Annotated in this window: 16 protein-coding genes; 10 read left to right on the forward strand and 6 right to left on the reverse strand. The window is 45.8% G+C overall.

Annotated elements, in window-relative coordinates; translation table 11 throughout:
- Window positions 1–90: 90 nt before the first annotated feature.
- The 3 genes from Q1A41_RS00845 to Q1A41_RS00855 form a co-directional block, all read right to left on the reverse strand.
- Entirely contained in the window at window positions 91–1,200 is a 1,110-nt protein-coding gene (locus tag Q1A41_RS00845; RefSeq protein ID WP_299973362.1) for an NADH:flavin oxidoreductase, read from the reverse strand.
- 21 nt (window positions 1,201–1,221) lie between these two features.
- The gene (locus Q1A41_RS00850; RefSeq protein WP_299973364.1) at window positions 1,222–1,830 is read right to left on the reverse strand and encodes a TetR/AcrR family transcriptional regulator; all 609 of its coding nucleotides are present in this window, start codon (window positions 1,828–1,830) and stop codon (window positions 1,222–1,224) included.
- Window positions 1,831–2,192: 362 nt separating this feature from the next.
- Complete coding sequence (locus tag Q1A41_RS00855; protein ID WP_299973366.1) at window positions 2,193–2,663, reverse strand: Lrp/AsnC family transcriptional regulator; 471 nt, start codon at window positions 2,661–2,663, stop codon at window positions 2,193–2,195.
- Window positions 2,664–2,948: 285 nt separating this feature from the next.
- Between Q1A41_RS00855 and Q1A41_RS00860 the strand changes: the two genes are divergently transcribed.
- A complete protein-coding gene (locus Q1A41_RS00860; RefSeq protein ID WP_299973367.1) occupies window positions 2,949–3,725 on the forward strand; it encodes an SDR family NAD(P)-dependent oxidoreductase in 777 nt (258 codons plus the stop codon).
- 200 nt (window positions 3,726–3,925) lie between these two features.
- Here Q1A41_RS00860 and Q1A41_RS00865 read toward each other — a convergent pair whose 3' ends face one another.
- From Q1A41_RS00865 to Q1A41_RS00875, 3 genes are all read right to left on the reverse strand, one after another.
- Complete coding sequence (locus tag Q1A41_RS00865; protein WP_299973370.1) at window positions 3,926–4,831, reverse strand: ion channel; 906 nt, start codon at window positions 4,829–4,831, stop codon at window positions 3,926–3,928.
- A 90-nt stretch (window positions 4,832–4,921) separates the two neighbouring features.
- A complete protein-coding gene (locus Q1A41_RS00870; RefSeq protein ID WP_299973372.1) occupies window positions 4,922–5,320 on the reverse strand; it encodes a VanZ family protein in 399 nt (132 codons plus the stop codon).
- A 27-nt stretch (window positions 5,321–5,347) separates the two neighbouring features.
- Window positions 5,348–5,800 carry a MarR family transcriptional regulator gene (locus Q1A41_RS00875; protein ID WP_299973375.1) on the reverse strand — a complete coding sequence of 151 codons (453 nt, stop codon included), beginning with the start codon at window positions 5,798–5,800 and terminating at the stop codon, window positions 5,348–5,350.
- A gap of 237 nt (window positions 5,801–6,037) precedes the next feature.
- On the opposite strand from Q1A41_RS00875, the gene Q1A41_RS00880 reads away from it, so the two are divergent.
- The 9 genes from Q1A41_RS00880 (at window position 6,038) to Q1A41_RS00920 (ending at window position 16,636) form a co-directional block, all read left to right on the forward strand.
- Window positions 6,038–8,410: a bifunctional salicylyl-CoA 5-hydroxylase/oxidoreductase gene (locus tag Q1A41_RS00880; protein ID WP_299973378.1), complete on the forward strand. Its 2,373-nt coding sequence runs from the start codon at window positions 6,038–6,040 to the stop codon at window positions 8,408–8,410.
- 238 nt (window positions 8,411–8,648) lie between these two features.
- The gene (locus Q1A41_RS00885) at window positions 8,649–9,650 is read left to right on the forward strand and encodes an ELM1/GtrOC1 family putative glycosyltransferase (protein WP_299973380.1); all 1,002 of its coding nucleotides are present in this window, start codon (window positions 8,649–8,651) and stop codon (window positions 9,648–9,650) included.
- Window positions 9,651–9,653: 3 nt separating this feature from the next.
- Window positions 9,654–10,766, forward strand: a complete 1,113-nt coding sequence (locus Q1A41_RS00890; protein WP_299973382.1) for a glycosyltransferase family 4 protein — start codon at window positions 9,654–9,656, stop codon at window positions 10,764–10,766.
- A gap of 8 nt (window positions 10,767–10,774) precedes the next feature.
- Window positions 10,775–11,812, forward strand: coding sequence for a glycosyltransferase (locus Q1A41_RS00895; RefSeq protein ID WP_299973385.1), 1,038 nt, complete (start codon window positions 10,775–10,777; stop codon window positions 11,810–11,812).
- A gap of 174 nt (window positions 11,813–11,986) precedes the next feature.
- Window positions 11,987–13,264 (forward strand): O-antigen ligase family protein, encoded by a 1,278-nt coding sequence (locus Q1A41_RS00900; RefSeq protein WP_299973388.1) that lies wholly within the window; start codon window positions 11,987–11,989, stop codon window positions 13,262–13,264.
- Between the two features lie 31 nt (window positions 13,265–13,295).
- The gene (locus Q1A41_RS00905) at window positions 13,296–14,330 is read left to right on the forward strand and encodes a glycosyltransferase family 9 protein (protein WP_299973390.1); all 1,035 of its coding nucleotides are present in this window, start codon (window positions 13,296–13,298) and stop codon (window positions 14,328–14,330) included.
- Between the two features lie 8 nt (window positions 14,331–14,338).
- The gene (gene tviB / locus Q1A41_RS00910; protein WP_299973393.1) at window positions 14,339–15,616 is read left to right on the forward strand and encodes a Vi polysaccharide biosynthesis UDP-N-acetylglucosamine C-6 dehydrogenase TviB; all 1,278 of its coding nucleotides are present in this window, start codon (window positions 14,339–14,341) and stop codon (window positions 15,614–15,616) included.
- A gap of 166 nt (window positions 15,617–15,782) precedes the next feature.
- On the forward strand, window positions 15,783–16,181 hold the full coding sequence (locus Q1A41_RS00915; RefSeq protein ID WP_299973396.1) for an AraC family transcriptional regulator: 399 nt from the start codon (window positions 15,783–15,785) through the stop codon (window positions 16,179–16,181).
- 65 nt (window positions 16,182–16,246) lie between these two features.
- The gene (locus tag Q1A41_RS00920) at window positions 16,247–16,636 is read left to right on the forward strand and encodes a VOC family protein (protein WP_299973399.1); all 390 of its coding nucleotides are present in this window, start codon (window positions 16,247–16,249) and stop codon (window positions 16,634–16,636) included.
- The last annotated feature ends 611 nt before the right edge of the window (window positions 16,637–17,247 follow it).

Raw genomic sequence — 17,247 nt, forward strand, 5'->3', positions numbered from 1 at the left:
GGGAGTTTGGCCTAATGGCGTTTGAGAGATTTTTTTGTACATCAGAAGATTGTGCTAGAGCCATCGCATTGGCTCTAGCATACTACTGGATTAGACTAACTTAAACAGCATGTCTTTTTCATAAGCGGCCATGTCATCCATTCGGCCTTCACGAACAATCTTAGGCCAGTCTGGGTTGGCAATAAGTGCGCGACCCACGGCAACTAAATCAAACTCGTCTGCCTCCATGCGTTGAATCAAGTTGTCTAGACTTGCAGGCTCGGCCTCGCGGAACATTGGCGTGCCATCAACCGGTAGGAAATCTTGGTTCAAGCTTACGCTACCAACAGTGATGGTGGGCTTTGCGGTTATTTTCTTCACCCAGCCTGCAAGATTAAGATCGCTACCTTCAAACTCCGGTTCCCAGAAACGGCGAGTTGAGCAGTGGAAGATATCAACACCGGCTTCAGATAAAGGCTTAATGAACTGCTCAAGCTCTGCTGGAGTGTTCACCAAGCGGGCAGGGTAGTCTTGCTGCTTCCACTGGGACCAGCGGAAGATAATAGGGAAATCTGGGCCTACGGCTTCGCGACAGGCTTTAATGATTTCGATGGCAAAACGTGAGCGGTTTTCTAAGCTGCCACCGTATTCATCGTCGCGTTGGTTGCTGCCTTCCCAGAAAAACTGATCGATAAGGTAACCGTGGGCACCATGTAGCTCAATAGCATCCATTCCAATTGCTTTTGCATCTTTGGCGCCTTGAGCAAAGGCAGCGACAACATCGGCGATATCTTCTTTACTCATCGCATGACCGGTAACTTTACCCGCTTTGGCCATGCCACTTGGGCTATAGCCTGGTACGTCTTTATCGGGCTCTGTTCCTGGGCGGCGAATCGCACCTACGTGCCAAAGTTGCGGTGCGATCTTGCCACCTTCAGCGTGAACAGCGTCGACAACTTTTTTCCATCCAGCTAAGGCTTCCTCACCATAAAAGTAAGGAACATTTTCGTAGCCGTTGGCCGCTTTATGATCGATACAGGTACCTTCGGTAATGATCAGGCCAGTACCGCCAGCAGCGCGGCGACGATAATAATCAACGACCATATCATTAGGCACATTACCGGGTGATGCGGTACGGGTCATCGGTGCCATAACGATACGGTTTGGCAATTCTAAGTTACCCAGCTTGGCGGGGCGAAATAAGGTTTCTGAGTTGCTCATAATGCTCTCTTTGAACGATGGTTAGTGATCGCCTGCTAGCAGCAATTGATCAAGTTGTTGTAAGACAGGGGCGATCCACTCGCCACCATGAATTCTGGAATACTGCAGCGCGCCTTTTAGGCTTAAAACAAAAATGCTCGCCTGGGCATTGGCATCGCCTGGAAAATTAAGCTCACCATCTTGGCGACCCTCTTCCAATATTTGGCTGATAAAGTCGAGCTCGTGTCTGTCTAAATCCTGCAATGTTGGTAATAAGACCGTTGGTAGTTTGGCAACATCTGCTTGTAGCGAGCTTAAAGGACACACTTTATTGGAGCCTTTGGCATAGCTCAGTAGGGCTTGTACAAATGCATGTAATTTTTCATGGGCACTCATGTCACTGGCTCGCAAGTGCCGAAAAAGATCCTCATGCCATTGTTTAATGGCTTCGCAAAGCGCTTGCCCTAGATCTTCCTTCTTGGGAAAGTGGTAGTGAATACTCGCTTTTGTAATGCCCAAGGCGCTGGAGATATCTTGATAACTGAAGTTTTCATAGCCATGGGTTTGCAGCAACTCAAGGCTGATTTGAATAATCTCCTGCTTACGGTTCTTTTTACGAACCTGCTTGGTTGGGTTGATGGGGTAGGGCATAGGGGTTTTCCACTATTTAGTGTTGCATAAATTAACCTACTAGTAGGTAAGTTAAAATGGGCAAAAATGACCTTACCCGTCTTAATTGACCGTTGGGTAGATATTTACGGTTAATTTCCCGAGATCTTGTCAGGGTGCGGAACTAAGCAGAGGTATGACAGACTAAGAAGACAGCAAGTTAATTGCTCTCCTCCTATATTGAATACTTAACCCGTCTTAGCAGGCGGGTTTTTTTTGCCTGTAAAAAAGTCGCGTGGTTGAGCTGCCGCTTGGGAAAGTACGCCGTTGTGCGTCTGAAGTAGAAATGATGAAAGCTTAGGGAAGGTTTTAATTGCTCTTCCCTAAGTGCTTGATGGCGCAGCTTAGATTGGCAGCTGGGTCGTAAACTTTACCTGCTTCAATGCAAAGGTAGAATTCACTGAGGCTACATTTGGTAAATGCACTAAGCGGGTTTTGAGCACGGTTTCATAATGATCAACGCTGCCTACAACGACCTTTAGCAAATAGTCTTTCTCGCCACTGGTGGAATAGCACTCCACTATTTCTGGAAACTCTTGCACGGCATCCTCAAAGGCCGTTAGCGAGGCTTCATCATGTTTGCTCATGGTGATGTAGGCGTGGACTGAGACGCCAAGCGATAGCGAATCCGGATTTAACAAGGTGACTCGGCCTTGAATAATCCCTTCTTTCTCCAAGCGTTTGATACGCCTCCAGCAGGGGGTATGGGAAAGGCCAACCGTCTCTCCTAGCTCGGCCATAGAATAATCAGCATTTTCCTGCAGAGCACGCAGAATCTTGCGATCAAATTCATCCAGGGCGAAGGTATCCGACATCCTAATATCTCTCTAACTTTTAGTTTAATGTCCTAAGTCTAGTCAGATATTTGGATCTGTCACTAAATGCCAATAAATTTACTGACAAATTAGACGAGCGTAACATGTACGAAAATTAGCCGATTCTTTTGTTGCATGGTTGATTAGGGCGCCAAGCAGGCTGATCAAGCCAATTGTAAGAATCGGACAGGGGGGGATGGTCATCTTTGTGGTATAACTGCTCACCAATTTGTGATCGCCTAGCGCTTAGCTGGGCTACTAAGAAAACAATCCTTTGGAGATCTTATGGAACTCAATAATAAAGTCGCAATTGTAACGGGCGGCGCCTCTGGTTTGGGTCGCGCTACTTGTGATCAGTTGGTTGCAGCTGGCGTTAAAGTGGCCATCTTCGATATGAACGAAGAAGCCGGTCAGCAGGCCGTTGCCGATTTAGGCAGTGACCGGGCTTGTTTTAGCGTGGTAAACGTAGCTGATGAAGCTTCGGTAGCGGCGGGTATCAGCGATGCTATGAATGCCTTTGGTGCGATTCATATTCTCGTTAACTGTGCAGGTATTGCGACTGCAGGGAAAGTGCTGAATCGTGAAGGCCAGGCCTTAAATCTAGGTGATTTTAATAAGGTAATCAGCGTAAATCTTATTGGTTCTTTCAATGTTGCTCGCTTGGCTGCTGAGCAAATGGCCAAGAATGAGCCAATGGGTGAAGCTCTTGAGCGTGGTGTAATCATCAATACCGCATCGGTTGCGGCATTTGATGGTCAAATGGGGCAAGCCGCATACTCTGCGAGTAAAGGCGGAATTGTGGGTATGACTTTGCCGATGGCTCGTGATTTGGCTGGCGTTGGTGTTCGCGTCAATACTATTGCTCCTGGCATTATGGGCACGCCGTTGTTGGAGTCTTTACCTGACAATGTAAAAGATGCCTTAATCGCTAATGTTCAATTTCCTAAGCGATTGGGTTTGCCATCCGAGTTTGGTGATTTGGTGGTGAGTATCGCGCAGACTGCTTATCTGAATGCCGAAACTATCCGCTTGGATGGTGGTATTCGTATGCAACCGCGTTAAGCTTGCTTCGCATACATGGGTGGAAGCTCTTTGCTTTTGCCCATTTTATTTCTTGACGGCTTTGCACTGGTGTATTTTTATTTTGTGGTGTAAAAGCTTCTTTCCTAAATCGCTAAAATCTCTCTTCGTTAATTTCTAAAAGCTGCTGTGTTGCTTGGCTTTAGCTATCGAGTTTGGAGTTTCTAAATAGAAATTCACAACTAGCGGGTCATCTTTTTAACAAAAACCACCACAAACAAAGCCAGTGTGAAACTACCCATTAAGGCTTCTATGGCGGCAAATAGCCTGGATAAACCTGTGGGGGTTATATCCCCGTAACCGAGTGTGGTAAACGTTACAATGCTGAAGTAAATGCTTTCTAAGTAGGCCATGGTGTTTTCTTTAGCGCTATGTGAAGCGTTAAAAGCCACTTCCTCGCCAGAAAAGTTTACCCCAGAAAAAAAGTAAAGCGTGGCAAAGCCTAGGATAATAATACTGCTGAAAACCACTACTCTTATCGGTTGCTCGCCGTAGCCACAAAATAAATCCACTATTTTTGATATTAGGCGTTTGGTGGAGTATTTTGGCATTTGCTTACGTCGCACCACCATTTCACGCTCAAAAAAGTAACCGGCGTTTTCAAATAGCCCCTGGTTTTCGAAAACTTTACGCAAGTGGCGATAGATTTCTTCAGCTTGCTCATAGAGGTCTAATTTCTCTTCTGGATTGTCGCTGTTGCCGGCTTGTTCCTCCTGGATAACTTTATTGCCCCAGTTAACATTTTCTAGCTTTGCATCGTGGAATTTGGTGCCTAATAGATTGCAATTACTGAGATTTGCACAATGTAAATTTGCGCCAGTAAAGTCAGCTTTCATTAAAGAACTGCCGCTAAGATCAAGCATAAAACAGTGTGCACCGCGCATATTGGCACGATATAAATCACTATCGATCAGTCGGTGACCATGCTTTGAATTACGATTAACGAGATTGATATTTTCGAGATTACAGGATTTTAATTTGAAGTTGCGCATGGCTTGGCCGGTGCCTGCGCGCTGTTGTAAAAGTGTGGCCACTTCGCCCTCGGACAGCATTTCACCTTGCTGCCATTTACTATCATCTTCGAACACCCATGACCCCTTCTTGTAAGTTCACTATGCCGCCACTGCTATTTTGAGCATAGTCAAAACTTCCAGCTTTGCTAAACGTGAAACGAGAAATTAGTTGGGGCTATAGTGCTTACGTAAATGGTTTATGGTTCGCCAAATGATGAGCGCCGAAGCAATGCCTAAGCTGTTGGCGAGAAGGTCCGCAGGGTCAAAGCTACGACCCTGCACCCACAACTGGCCTGTTTCTGCCGCGCTGGAAATCAACAGCATAGCGACGGCGTCGACGTTTTTAATAACAGTAGGGTAGCGGGCTAAACCCAGTGCGCCGGTGACAGCTGCCCAACAGATAAAGTGAAGGGCTTTATCCCAGATGATGGTGAAGCCTTCACCGGGGCTTGGGCTCAAATTCAAAAACAGGGCGATCGCCAGCAATGCCCCAAACAGATACCAGCGCAGGTGGCGGGTATGGTGAACAAGGGAGCTGTTTTCAGGGTGGGTCCAAAAGCGCACGGGGCTTCCTGCCGATGGGGTTAATGGTTATTCGGGTTCGGTGGCTACCTTAAAGGCACTGTTCGCGCGTTTCAATAAATGTAAGAGCTGATCGATCTCTAGCGCAGTGAGGTCGCCAAGTAGTTCTTGGCTCCAGTCTGCATGCGCTTGGGCCATTTCCTCAAACAGCTGCAAACCCTTATCGGTAATGCGAATTTGTATTACGCGTCGATCCAATGGGCTGGCGCTGCGCTCAATAAGGTGCTCGTTGACCATTCTATCGACTAGGCGAGTGATATTACCTCGGCTCGCTAATAGCTGCTCAGCAACTTTGCCCATAGGCAGGCCTTCAGGGGAATAGCGGTATAACTGAGCGAGTACATCAAAGCGAGACATGCTCTGCTTAAAGCGCTGGTGAAAGCGGGTCTCCATCTCTTGCTCAATGGATTTAGAGCTTTTCGCTAGTTGTAGCCAAACTCTTAGGTATTTATCACTGCTCATGCGGCTTAACTTCCTTCCTCGCCTTTGCTGTTGTTTTTTTAGGCGTCTGGGGAGGTATTTTAAGGGTAATTATTCACCAGGGCAAAATATGACTTGTTTATATATTACATGTAATATATATTGCCATCATAAAGTTCAAAATCTGGGTGCGTTTGCTGGCTTTCAAGGCGAGTTAAGGCGGACTCAAAGTAAACAAATGCTCTTAACAAGTGCTCTTAACAAGAAGGGGTTATGGCCATGAAAATTACAGTGATCGGCGGTGGACCTGGCGGAATGTACTTTGCGCTGCTTACCAAAAAAGCGCAGCCAGATTGGGATATTGAGATATACGAACAGAATAAGTGTGATGACACCTTTGGTTTTGGTGTGGTCTTCTCTGACGATACCTTAGATGAGTTCCTATCCCGCGACCCTGAATCCTATGAGCGTATTCGCGATGATTTTGCCTACTGGGACGATATCGTTATCAGCTATAAGGGCGAGAAGATTCGCTGCTCCGGTAATGGTTTCTGCGGTACTTCCCGCGTTAGTTTGTTGAACCTATTGCAGGGACGTTGCCAAGAATTGGGCATCAAGATGCACTTTGAGGCACGTATTGACCCATCTGAGTATGAAACTCGCTTTGCTGATTCCGATCTGATCTTGGCCTCTGACGGCATTGCTTCAGCTACCCGTGAATACTTCAAAGAAGGTTTCAATCCTAGCACCGAGATTAAATCTAACCGCTTTGTTTGGATGGGCTCTAAGCGTCCGCTAAAAGATTTTACCTACTTCTTTAAAGAAACTGAGCATGGCTTGATTTGTGCCCACACCTATCAATATGAGCCGGGCATGTCGACTTGGATCTTTGAGATGTCGGATGAGTGCTACCAGGGCTTTGAGTTCGAAGAGCAAAATGAAGAGGACAGCCGTGCCAAATTAGAAAAGATTTTCGAAGAAGAACTGGAAGGTCATGGCTTAATCCTAAACCGTAGCTGGTGGCGTCAATTCCCGCGTATCTTCTGTAATAATTGGTACCACAAAAATATCACCATCTTAGGTGATGCGAAGGCTTCAGCCCACTACTCAATCGGTTCGGGTACTAAGTTGGCGATGGAGTGTGCCATTGGTCTACACGATGCGGTAATGGAGAAGCATGAAGAGGGCGTTGAGGCCTGCTTTAAGCGTTATGACGAATTACGTCGTACCCCGGCACAAATTGTACAGCACAATGCTGATGTATCCTTGGCTTGGTTTGAGCATATGGATCGCTCATGGGATATGGATCCAATGCAGTTTGCGATGGTGGTTATGTGTCGTGCCAAGTCGGTAACCTATGACAACTTGATTTTGCGCGATGAAGGCTTCGTGGAAAAAGCCGATACCGAGTGGTATCAGCGCTACTTTGAAGAAACTGGCGTTGATGTGCGTGAATCTCGCCCGACTCCAATGTTTACGCCTTATAAATTGCGCGACATGGAGTTACGCAACCGCGTGGTAATGTCACCGATGGCGCAATACTCGGCGGATAAAGATGGCAATCTTACCGAGTGGCATCATATTCACTACAGCAGCCGAGCGACTGGTGGTATGGGTTTGATGTACACCGAAATGACTTGCCCGTCTGCTGGTGCGCGTATTACCGAGGGCTGCCCGGGCATGTGGACCGACGAGCATGAAGCTCAGTGGAAGCGTATTGTCGATTTTGTGCACGACAATACCGAAACTAAAATTTGTATGCAGCTTGGCCATGCTGGCCGCAAAGGTTCTACCCAGTTGGGTTGGGAAAAGATGGATATGCCAATCGCCGATAGCGACTCAAATTGGCCGCTGGTTTCCGCCTCACCGTTACCTTACTTTGATGGTATTTCCCAGGTGCCTGCTGAGCTTGATCGTGCGGCGATGGATCAAATTATCACCGATTTTGTACAGGCTGCAGCCCGTGCAGATCGCGCTGGCTTTGATATGTTGGAGCTTCACTGTGCCCACGGTTATTTGTTGGCAAGCTTCCTATCCCCGTTAACGAACCAGCGCAGCGACGAATATGGTGGCAGTGTCGAAAATCGCATGCGCTTCCCATTAGAAGTCTTTAAGGCGATTCGCGATGTGTGGCCAGACAATAAGCCGATGGCGATTCGAATTTCTGCCTGTGACTGGGTAGAAGGCGGTATTAGCGAAGAAGATACGGTCGAAATTGCCAAAGCCTTTAATGCAGCTGGCTGCGACCTCATTGATGTTTCGGCTGGGCAAACGGTTGCCGAGCAAAAACCAACCTATGGCCGCATGTTCCAGGTGCAGTTCTCAGAGGCTATTCGCAATATAACCGGCTTGGCGACAATGGCGGTCGGCAATATCACTGATGGCGGCCAAGTTAATACGGTATTGCATACTCGCCGAGCGGATCTGGTAGCGATTGGACGACCACATCTTTGGAACCCATACTTCACCCGCCACGAAGCGGCCCGCTATGGTGTGGAAGTGGATCAAGGTTGGGAGAAACAATACCTTAGTGGTCAGGCTCAAGCCTATTCAGTACAAGGTAAAGCTCGCGAGCAGCAGCTAGAGTTGCAGCGCAAAGCTAAGCCGAAGCGTCACGCGACTGACCGCACTGATGATTTTCGTCATTCATAAGCTGTAAGAATTCCCATAGTGAGCCAGCCCGCAAGGGCTTGGCTCTTTTAGTTAAAACTTCGTTAGCTGCAGTATTTCCAACACGCGCCCTCCAAGCCTTTCACAACAAGCCCCCAAGACCTATCCCTATTGCTATTATTCATGGCCTCAACTGCGCAGATTTGGTAGTCTTGCGCTTTTGATTTCACCTGCCCTAAAGGCCCGCAGAGCGCCTTGGCAACTCTATCTGGAGACCTAAGTGAGCTATTCGGGGGCTGCCAATTCACCATTGCCAGAGCTGAAGCTGCTGATTATCAGTGACGGTAAGCCTGGGCACCTAAATCAAAGTTTAGGTTTACAGGCAGCGCTTGAAAGATCTTTGGCGAAGCGTGTTGTTTGCAACTGCTCAATTCAGCCACCACTATCGTTCTGTCAAAACCTTGGCTTAGTACTTGGAAGAAGGCCAGCTGGCTGGCCTGAAAAAGCTGATATTGTGATTGGTGCTGGGCATGCTAGCCATGTAACCATTCTTGCAGCGTCAAAATACTATGGTGCTAAATCGGTGGTGCTGATGAAACCGAGCCTCCCGAGAAAACTCTTCGATTTCTGTGTGGTGCCCGAGCATGATGGCTTAGCGGAAACTGGAAACACCTTGCTAAGCCAGGGCGCTTTAAACCCGGTGTATTACCAGGGGCAAAAGAAACGCCATAACATGATATTACTGGGCGGTCCTTCTAAGCATTTTGAGTGGTTGGAAGACGACTTACTGCGGCAGCTTAAGGACGTTTTGAGCGATGCAGGCCCCAATCAAGCTGAGCCGTGGATGATTTTGACCTCTAGACGCACGCCAGATAGTTTTAAGGTAGCGCTACAAAATTTGCTGTTGAATGACACAGAAGATGAAGACCGTGCTGCAGCTGCGTTTAAGCTTATTCATCCCGATGATGTTGCCAGCGGTTGGCTTGCTGAACAGTTCCCCTTGGCGTCGCTTTGCTGGGTTAGCCCAGATAGTGTCTCTATGGTTTATGAAGCCTTAACGGCTGAGGCCCGGGTTGCTTTGTTTGATATGCCGACCAAAAAACCAATAAGTCGAGTTGCCAAAGGTGTACAAGAACTTTCAGAACAAGAGCGAGTCGATAACTACCTTGCTTGGAGTGAGCGTGGTAAAGGTGAGCTGAAGGCCAACAAAGAAGCTTTCAATCAGGCGGATAAAATAGCCCGAAAACTATTGGCTTTAAACATTGTAGATCGGGTGATTTAGTTGATGCCTTTAAAAGTGATTCAGTTTTTACCTAGCTTGCGTGGCGGAGGTGTCGAGGTTGGCACTTTAGAGCTTGCAAAAGCTTTAGTGGAAGACGGGCACGAGTCCATAGTGGTGTCTGCAGGTGGCCCAATGGTTGAGCGTTTAACGGCTGATGGCTCAACTCATGTGTTTTGGGATTTAGGCAAAAAATCCCCTTTAACCTTTCGCCATATTTGGCGCTTGCGTAAATGGATTGCCGCTCAAGACGCCCATATACTGCATGTTCGCTCGCGTATGCCTGCATGGCTGGTGTATTTAGCTTGGCGTGGCTTGCCTGAAGGCTGCCGCCCACATTTGGTAAGCACTATGCATGGCTTACATTCAGTGTCTGCCTACAGTGAGATCATGTGCCGTAGCGAGAGACTTATCGCTGTATCCGAAACCGTTAAGCAGTACATTGCGAAAAATTATCCTCAAACTGATATGGGCAAGGTACAGGTTATCAATCGCGGGGTAAGCCCTGAAGAATACCCATGGGGCTATCAAGCATCGGCACAATGGCAAGAACAGTGGCACAATGAATTTCCGGAGTTAAAGGGTAAGCGACTGATTTGTCTTCCCGGCCGGCTTACTCGTTTGAAAGGCCATCAGTTTTTGTTGAATCTTATGAGCTCCTTAAAGAGCCAGTTCGAAGACCTACACGCGATTATCGTTGGGGGTGAAGATCCAAAGCGCCTGGCCTATGCTGAAGAGCTAAGGCAGAAAGTTCTAGATCTGGGATTAGCGGATAAAATAACTTTCTGCGGGGCTCGCTCTGATATGCGCGAAGTCTACAGCCAGGCAGCGATTGTGCTGTCCTTATCGAGCAAACCAGAGTCATTCGGGCGAACAAGCACGGAGGCCCTGAGTATGGGGGTGCCGGTGGTCGCTTTTGATCATGGTGGCGTTGGAGAGCAACTAGCGAATTTGTTTCCCCAGGGCAGAGTGCCTTGCTTTGATGAGGAGGTTTTGATTAAAACCGTTACTCAAGTATTGGAAAGCGGCACTTTACCAATTAAAAATACTTTATACCTAAAAGAAGAAATGCTAGAGCAAACCCTTGCTGTTTATAAAGAGTTGGCTGGCAGGTCTTAGAGTCGAATATGAAAATTTGTGAAATATTAGCTAGCACGGGTGAAGGCGGGCTAGAAAAACATATGCTGGATTTATGCAATAGTATGGCTGCCATGGGCAATGAAGTTCATGTTATTGTCGATCCGTACTTTGCCGAACGTTTTAATGCGGGCGTAACTGTGCATTGTTTAAATATGCAGCGTAGCCGAAACAATCCATTGTTATTATGGCAGCTGCTGAAGCTGATAAAAGCCATTAATCCCGATGTCGTCCACGCACAAGCGAACAAAGCCGCTAGCCTACTGAGTCGAGTAAAAAGATTTTTGTCTGTGCCTTGTGTAGGCACTATTCATAATCAGAAATCCAAATCCGCGATGTTTCGCTCCATGGATGCGGTTATCGGTGTCAGCAAGGGTGCTTGTTCAGTCGTTGATCACAATAATAAGCACTGTATCTATAACGGTGTAGATCAAAGTTTGTCCCTAGGTGCTGAAAGTTGCCGACAAGAATTAAAAGATCTAGCAGGAATAGAGGGTAAGCGCCCGATTGCTGTGGCTTTGGTGCGCTTGGTGGAAGTAAAAAGAATTGATGTTTTGTTAAAGGCTTGGGTGGGCGTTGATGCCGATTTATTGATCATTGGCGATGGTCCATTACGCAACGAGTTAGAACAGCAAGCTAAGGGCTTGATTGAGCAAGGTAGCGTGCACTTTTGCGGTTTTGTAAAAGATGCCGCTAATTTGTTACCAGGAGCAGATTTTATGGTAATCAGCTCCGATCGGGAGGGTTTCCCCTATGCAATGGTAGAAGCTCTTTGTGCTAAGGTACCGGTTATTTCAACTCAAGTTGCTGCCGCCAAAGAAGCTCTACCATTGAGCTTGCAGGTTCCCTTAGCTGACGCTGTCCAGCTTGGCGATAAAGTTAAACACTTTATCGCCGAAGGCGCCGAATATCAGGGTGATCTCAATAAGCTGTTTACTTGGGCGGGAGATGTTTTGAGTGTTGAATATATGACCCGGGCTACAGTGAATGTTCTCTGTGCAGTGCAATCTAGTAAGTTGAATGATTGAGCCTGCAAAAAACAAATATTACTGGTATCTCATTATGAACTTCAAAAGTAGAGTTGCTGGCAATGGCACTAACTACCTGGGGTCGTTTCTAGGAATTGAATATAGCGTCAGTTAGATAGCGAGGATACCTAAATAAATATGAATGGTAGAATTTAGAATGAAAGAAGAGTACATGTGAGCTTGTCGAAAGATCTGAAAGCAAAGATATTTATAGTTGAGGGAGATACCTGGTTAAGTGGTGTTTTATCAGGCCTTTGGTTGCTAGTATTGCTGTTTAGCGCATATACCCCAAAGGTAATTGGCGTTATCCCATTCGTATTTGGCCTTGTCGGTTTATGGATTTTTGTTAAAAACGGTGAGTCTAAAAATGTTTCTCTTTTACTCAAGGGACGCTTTCGTTTGATGGGAATTGCTACCATCCTATTCCTATTATATATGGGGTTAAGTAGCGCTTTTACTTCATTTCCCGAAGCTGCTTTAAAGAGAACTGTGGGTTTATGGTTAATATTTGTTTTATGCGTAATCAGCCTTCTTCTGGTCACTCGATTTGATATATCAGTATCACGTGCACTTTTACGATGGTTACCGCTAGTTGTTTTTCTAGGGATTCTTTTTAATATATTTGAATCACTCACAGGCTACTCCCTGTATGCTTTGAATCTAAAGGATGATGAGGCAGTAGGTGCTTATGTGATAAATCGCTCCTTGAGTGTACTGTTGTTGCTAGCAGTTCCAAGTTTGTTAGTTATTAGGGCCTTGTTTGAGGGTAAAAAGCGGCAAATATTTCAGGCGATATTCCTTTTGAGTTTAGCTTTCCTTGTCCTGCAAAGCGATTCTGAAACCGCAAAAGTAGCTGTTATTGTAGTTGCCGTTAGTGCTGTACTACTACGCTTACTGGCTTCGCTTTTTTTGTATTTTTGTGGAATTTGTATTGTGGTGGGTATGCTAGCAGCTCCTTTTGTCGCACCATTGGCCTACCAATATGTTGCCAAGGGTATAGATCAAAACCACCTTTTTGGTAAAGATGGTGCACATGCTGCGCAACGTTTAGAAATCTACGATTTTGTGGCGCGTTATTCTATGAAGAAGCCAATCCTAGGGCATGGCTTAGATGCTGCTCGCGAGATTAGTGATTTTAGTTCTCAAAAGAAATTTATGCAGGAGAGTGTAATATCTCACCCACACAACTTCGCATTGCAGATTTGGTTGGAGCTGGGTGCGATAGGTGTGATCCTGGCTGCTTTTTTTATACTCTCGCTACTAGTGAGCCTTGCAAATAGGAAAACTCTAAGTCTTTCTTATTTTTCCGTATTTCTGATCGGTTTATGTGCCTATTCCTTCAGCTACAGCCTGTGGCAGGCATGGATGATCGCTGCAATTGTGGTAGCAATAATGCTTTTGAGGTTAATTGCTAGGGCTTACCCCGGAAGTGACCAGAGTGGTAAATATTAATCATCTAAAGGTGAAGGTAGTGTAGAGATTTATGGGCAAAGACGTGTTTGCAAATGGTAAGAACATTCCTGGCGTTAAAAAGATACTGATTATGCGCTGGGGAAGTATGGGTGACGTGGCCATCTGTTCAGCTGTAATCAACGATATCTGTAAGCATTTTAGTGATGTTGAGATTCATCTGAACGTAGAGCCACCGTGGGATAAATTATTCCAAGGCGATACCCGATTTGCCAAAATTCATAATATGAAAGTACGTAAGGCTCCGCGCTTGAGCTCTACACGGGCTTGGCTGTCTATGTTACGTCGTGAAAACTTCGATCTTATTATTGATTTGCAGCGCAACGATCGCAGTATGATATTACTGAATTTGGCTCGCCTATTGGGTATTGCGCCAAAAAATCGAATGGGTACAAAGTCGGGGTTTGCCTACAACCTTGAGGCGCCAGCATATGGTGAAAAGGCGCATGCTTTAATGATTATGAGAGCTGCAGCAAAAGGTTTGGGTGTTGATTGTCAAACCGAGCAACCAGTATTGAAAATTTCTGAGGATTACCAACGATCGGCCGAAACGCTATTGCACGAGTACGACTTACAATCTAAACGCTTTGCGATTCTGGTACCAGGTAGCAGTTTGAGTGGGGCTAAAAAGCGTTGGGGTGTTAAAAACTATGCTGCCATGGCCGAATTGTTTTTTGAAAAGGGCATAGAAAGCTGTGCGATTTTAGGTGGGCCCGATGAGATTGATCTGTGTAGCCAATTGGCGGATAGCATTGGTGAAAAAGCAGTAAATCTATGTGGTAAAACTCAGTTGCTAGAAATTCCCGTAATTGCTGAGCGAGCACAATACATGGTGTCAAACGATACGGGAACGGCACACTTGGCCGCGGCAGCCGATATTGCGATGGTGGTAATATGTGGGCCAACCGATGCTTCCAGAGTACACCCTATTGGTAAGCGGGTGGCTACTTTGCAAGCGCCGATGGAATGTTTCACCCAGCATCCGGCTGAACAATGTATGGCCAAGGTTAGCCCGAGCCAAGTGTGGCAGGCATTAGAGAATCTTTGAGGATAGAAATGGTGCAATTAGAGCAGTTAAAAATCGCCGTTATCGGCCTTGGTTACGTTGGCTTGCCTTTAGCCGTTGAGCTTTCTAAGCATTTTAAAACTATTGGCTTTGATATCAATGCCCAACGCGTTGGGCAGTTAAGTAATGGGCATGACTCGACCTTAGAAGTCTCTGACGAAGAAATGGCCGCTGCCGGGGATATTAGTTTCAGCACTGATATTAACGCCATGGCCGAGTGCAATGTTTACATCGTGACGGTACCTACCCCAATTGATGATCATAAAAATCCTGATCTCAATCCGCTGCGTAGAGCTAGTGAAACTGTAGCAAAGGTGCTCTCAAAAGGGGATGTGGTTGTTTATGAATCGACGGTTTACCCAGGTGCAACCGAAGAAGTTTGTGTGCCTGTACTGGAGCGTGATTCCGGCTTAGTCTTTAATAAAGACTTTTTCGCGGCCTACAGCCCAGAGCGAATTAATCCAGGTGATAAAGTTAATCGTCTGCCAAATATACGTAAAATTACCTCAGGTTCAACAGCAGAAGTAGCCGATTTAATTGATGCTATGTATGGCAAAATCATTATTGCAGGTACTTATAAGGCCAGCTCCATTAAGGTTGCAGAAGCGGCCAAGGTTATTGAAAACACCCAACGTGATGTCAATATTGCATTAATAAATGAGCTGGCTTTAATTTTCAATGCCTTAGATATCGATACAGAAGAAGTGCTGCTAGCCGCTGGAAGTAAATGGAATTTCTTACCCTTTCGCCCAGGTTTAGTGGGTGGGCACTGTATTGGTATTGATCCATACTATCTATCCCATAAGGCGCAGGCTGCTGGTTATATTCCAGATATCATTATCGCTAGTCGTCGCATTAACGATGGTATGGGTGGCTATGTGGCAGACACATTAGTCAAAGAGATGTTGCGCAAGGGCGTTCCTGTTGCTAAGGGTAATGTTTTGGTAATGGGCTTTACCTTTAAGGAAAACTGCCCTGATGTGCGTAACTCTCGGGTCTATGATGTGGTAAAGGGCTTGGAAGACTTCCACTTAAATGTTGATGTTTATGACCCTTGGGTGGATCACGATGAGGTGGATGCTGAGTATGGCTTACGCCCAATCGATCAGCTGAAAGAAGGGCATTACAATGCCGTTATTTTGGCCGTCGCTCATGAGCAATTTATCGAAATGGGCGGTGATAAGATACGTGATTTGTGTACCAAAGATGGTTTGGTATATGACCTGAAATATGTATTGCCCCAAGAGAAGAGTGACTTACGTCTGTAGTCTACTACGCTCTGCTAATCTTATTAAGCCCAGTTAATAGCTGGGTTTTTTTATAGCCCTCTATTTAATTGGCAGCGTCGGTCGGCATAGTCAGTTTTTTTGAATAATAGTACATCCCCTGGTTTATATGATAAGTTGGCTTCAAAGGTCGCAAGCAGCCAAGTATATGTCAGATAGATCGCCATCATTCTATGAAGCTGAGTTAGAACGAATCTATCATGAGCTTCCATTTCGCCAAGAGCAGTTTGCGCAGCTGAGGCAATCAAAGGTGTTTATGGAGAAGCACTACGGCTCAAAGCTTGTGATTGATGCTTTGGCAGATAGAGCCGCCATGTCTCGTTTTCATTTTATCCGAGTTTTTAAGGCGATGTACGGAATAAGCCCTATGACTTATTTACGTGACTTGAGAATAGCGAAGGCTAAGTTCCTGTTGCAAAAAGGGTTTTTAGTTACAGACGTCTGTCTCGAAGTCGGTTATGAAAGCCTGCCAAGTTTCTCTACTGCTTTTAAAAAATGTACTGGCTACACTCCAAGAGAGTATCGAAGTATCAACATAGCAATCTAGAATAAGTATATAGTCCGCAGTTGAGCTATTCTCGGGGTTTGAATGTCGCTTGGGGAGTTATCATTATGATTAAAATTTACGTAACTAGCATTCCGGTAGAAGATCAGGACAAAGCCTTAGACTTTTATACTAGGGTATTGGGCTTTATCAAAAAGAAGGAAATTCCACTAGGTGAACATAAGTGGCTAACGGTGGTCTCGCCGGCTGAACAGTCAGGGGTAGAGCTTTTGTTAGAGCCAATGGCTTTTGAACCAGCTAAGGTTTACTACAAGGCGTTAAAAGATGCCGGTATACCTTGTACATCATTCGAAGTAGATGATATCGATAGCGAGTATAGGAGGCTTGTGGATCTCGGAGTGGAATTCTCGGTAACGCCTAGAGAGTCGGGTACGGTAAAGATCGCGGTACTTGATGATACTTGTGGAAACTATGTTCAGTTGATGCAAGAGCTATGACAGTTGCTTGTTCGTGAGGTGGTTTTCTGAGTATGGTGAGACATTTGAAGCTAAAGCCGATCCGCATATGTTTTTGTATTTTCTGCTTTGCGTTATTTACAGAGCATGTAGACGCATCAGTACCAAGCTTAAATTCCTTGTTGGATAAAATCAGGCTGGCTAAGAAAAGTCAATTTCAGTATAAACCTTGAAATACGGAGCTTGAAGAATACACACTCTTTCTCGATATCCAGAGAGATAAATGGACGAGTGAAATCCACAAGATCTATCTTCCAAAAGGGTTTTTGAGCGAGGATAAGTTTTGCGGTAAATGGAGTTCCGAGGGCGATCATCCGCTTCAAGGATGGAGGAGAGATGAAGTCATGATTTCTTTAAATCCAGATAGCTCGGATTCAAATCTATATTTGGTTTTCAAAACCGATTCGTCGGGAGATGTAAAGTTAGTAAACTATTCCGGTGGGGGCTTGGTTGGTAGTTTTCGTCTAGAGAGCCATAAAAACTAGCTGGTTACTCTTAAACCTATTAATTCAGTAAAGTGATATTGTCATTGGAGAGGGAAGTGTGAGTCTTCAGGGAATATGTATTATTGTATTGCTTATAGGCTGGTTGGT

Origin of the sequence: uncultured Pseudoteredinibacter sp. (assembly GCF_947502065.1) — a bacterium.
GTDB lineage: Bacteria > Pseudomonadota > Gammaproteobacteria > Pseudomonadales > Cellvibrionaceae > Pseudoteredinibacter.

What these genes read in the sequence shown, in the direction of transcription:
- Q1A41_RS00915 (WP_299973396.1), top strand. Translation starts at nt 15,783, where the DNA reads ATGTCAGATAGATCGCCATCATTCTATGAAGCTGAGTTAGAACGAATC.
- Q1A41_RS00875 (WP_299973375.1), bottom strand. Translation starts at nt 5,800, where the DNA reads ATGAGCAGTGATAAATACCTAAGAGTTTGGCTACAACTAGCGAAAAGC.
- Q1A41_RS00890 (WP_299973382.1), top strand. Translation starts at nt 9,654, where the DNA reads ATGCCTTTAAAAGTGATTCAGTTTTTACCTAGCTTGCGTGGCGGAGGT.
- Q1A41_RS00860 (WP_299973367.1), top strand. Translation starts at nt 2,949, where the DNA reads ATGGAACTCAATAATAAAGTCGCAATTGTAACGGGCGGCGCCTCTGGT.
- Q1A41_RS00920 (WP_299973399.1), top strand. Translation starts at nt 16,247, where the DNA reads ATGATTAAAATTTACGTAACTAGCATTCCGGTAGAAGATCAGGACAAA.
- tviB (WP_299973393.1), top strand. Translation starts at nt 14,339, where the DNA reads ATGGTGCAATTAGAGCAGTTAAAAATCGCCGTTATCGGCCTTGGTTAC.
- Q1A41_RS00855 (WP_299973366.1), bottom strand. Translation starts at nt 2,663, where the DNA reads ATGTCGGATACCTTCGCCCTGGATGAATTTGATCGCAAGATTCTGCGT.
- Q1A41_RS00850 (WP_299973364.1), bottom strand. Translation starts at nt 1,830, where the DNA reads ATGCCCTACCCCATCAACCCAACCAAGCAGGTTCGTAAAAAGAACCGT.
- Q1A41_RS00845 (WP_299973362.1), bottom strand. Translation starts at nt 1,200, where the DNA reads ATGAGCAACTCAGAAACCTTATTTCGCCCCGCCAAGCTGGGTAACTTA.
- Q1A41_RS00880 (WP_299973378.1), top strand. Translation starts at nt 6,038, where the DNA reads ATGAAAATTACAGTGATCGGCGGTGGACCTGGCGGAATGTACTTTGCG.
- Q1A41_RS00905 (WP_299973390.1), top strand. Translation starts at nt 13,296, where the DNA reads ATGGGCAAAGACGTGTTTGCAAATGGTAAGAACATTCCTGGCGTTAAA.
- Q1A41_RS00895 (WP_299973385.1), top strand. Translation starts at nt 10,775, where the DNA reads ATGAAAATTTGTGAAATATTAGCTAGCACGGGTGAAGGCGGGCTAGAA.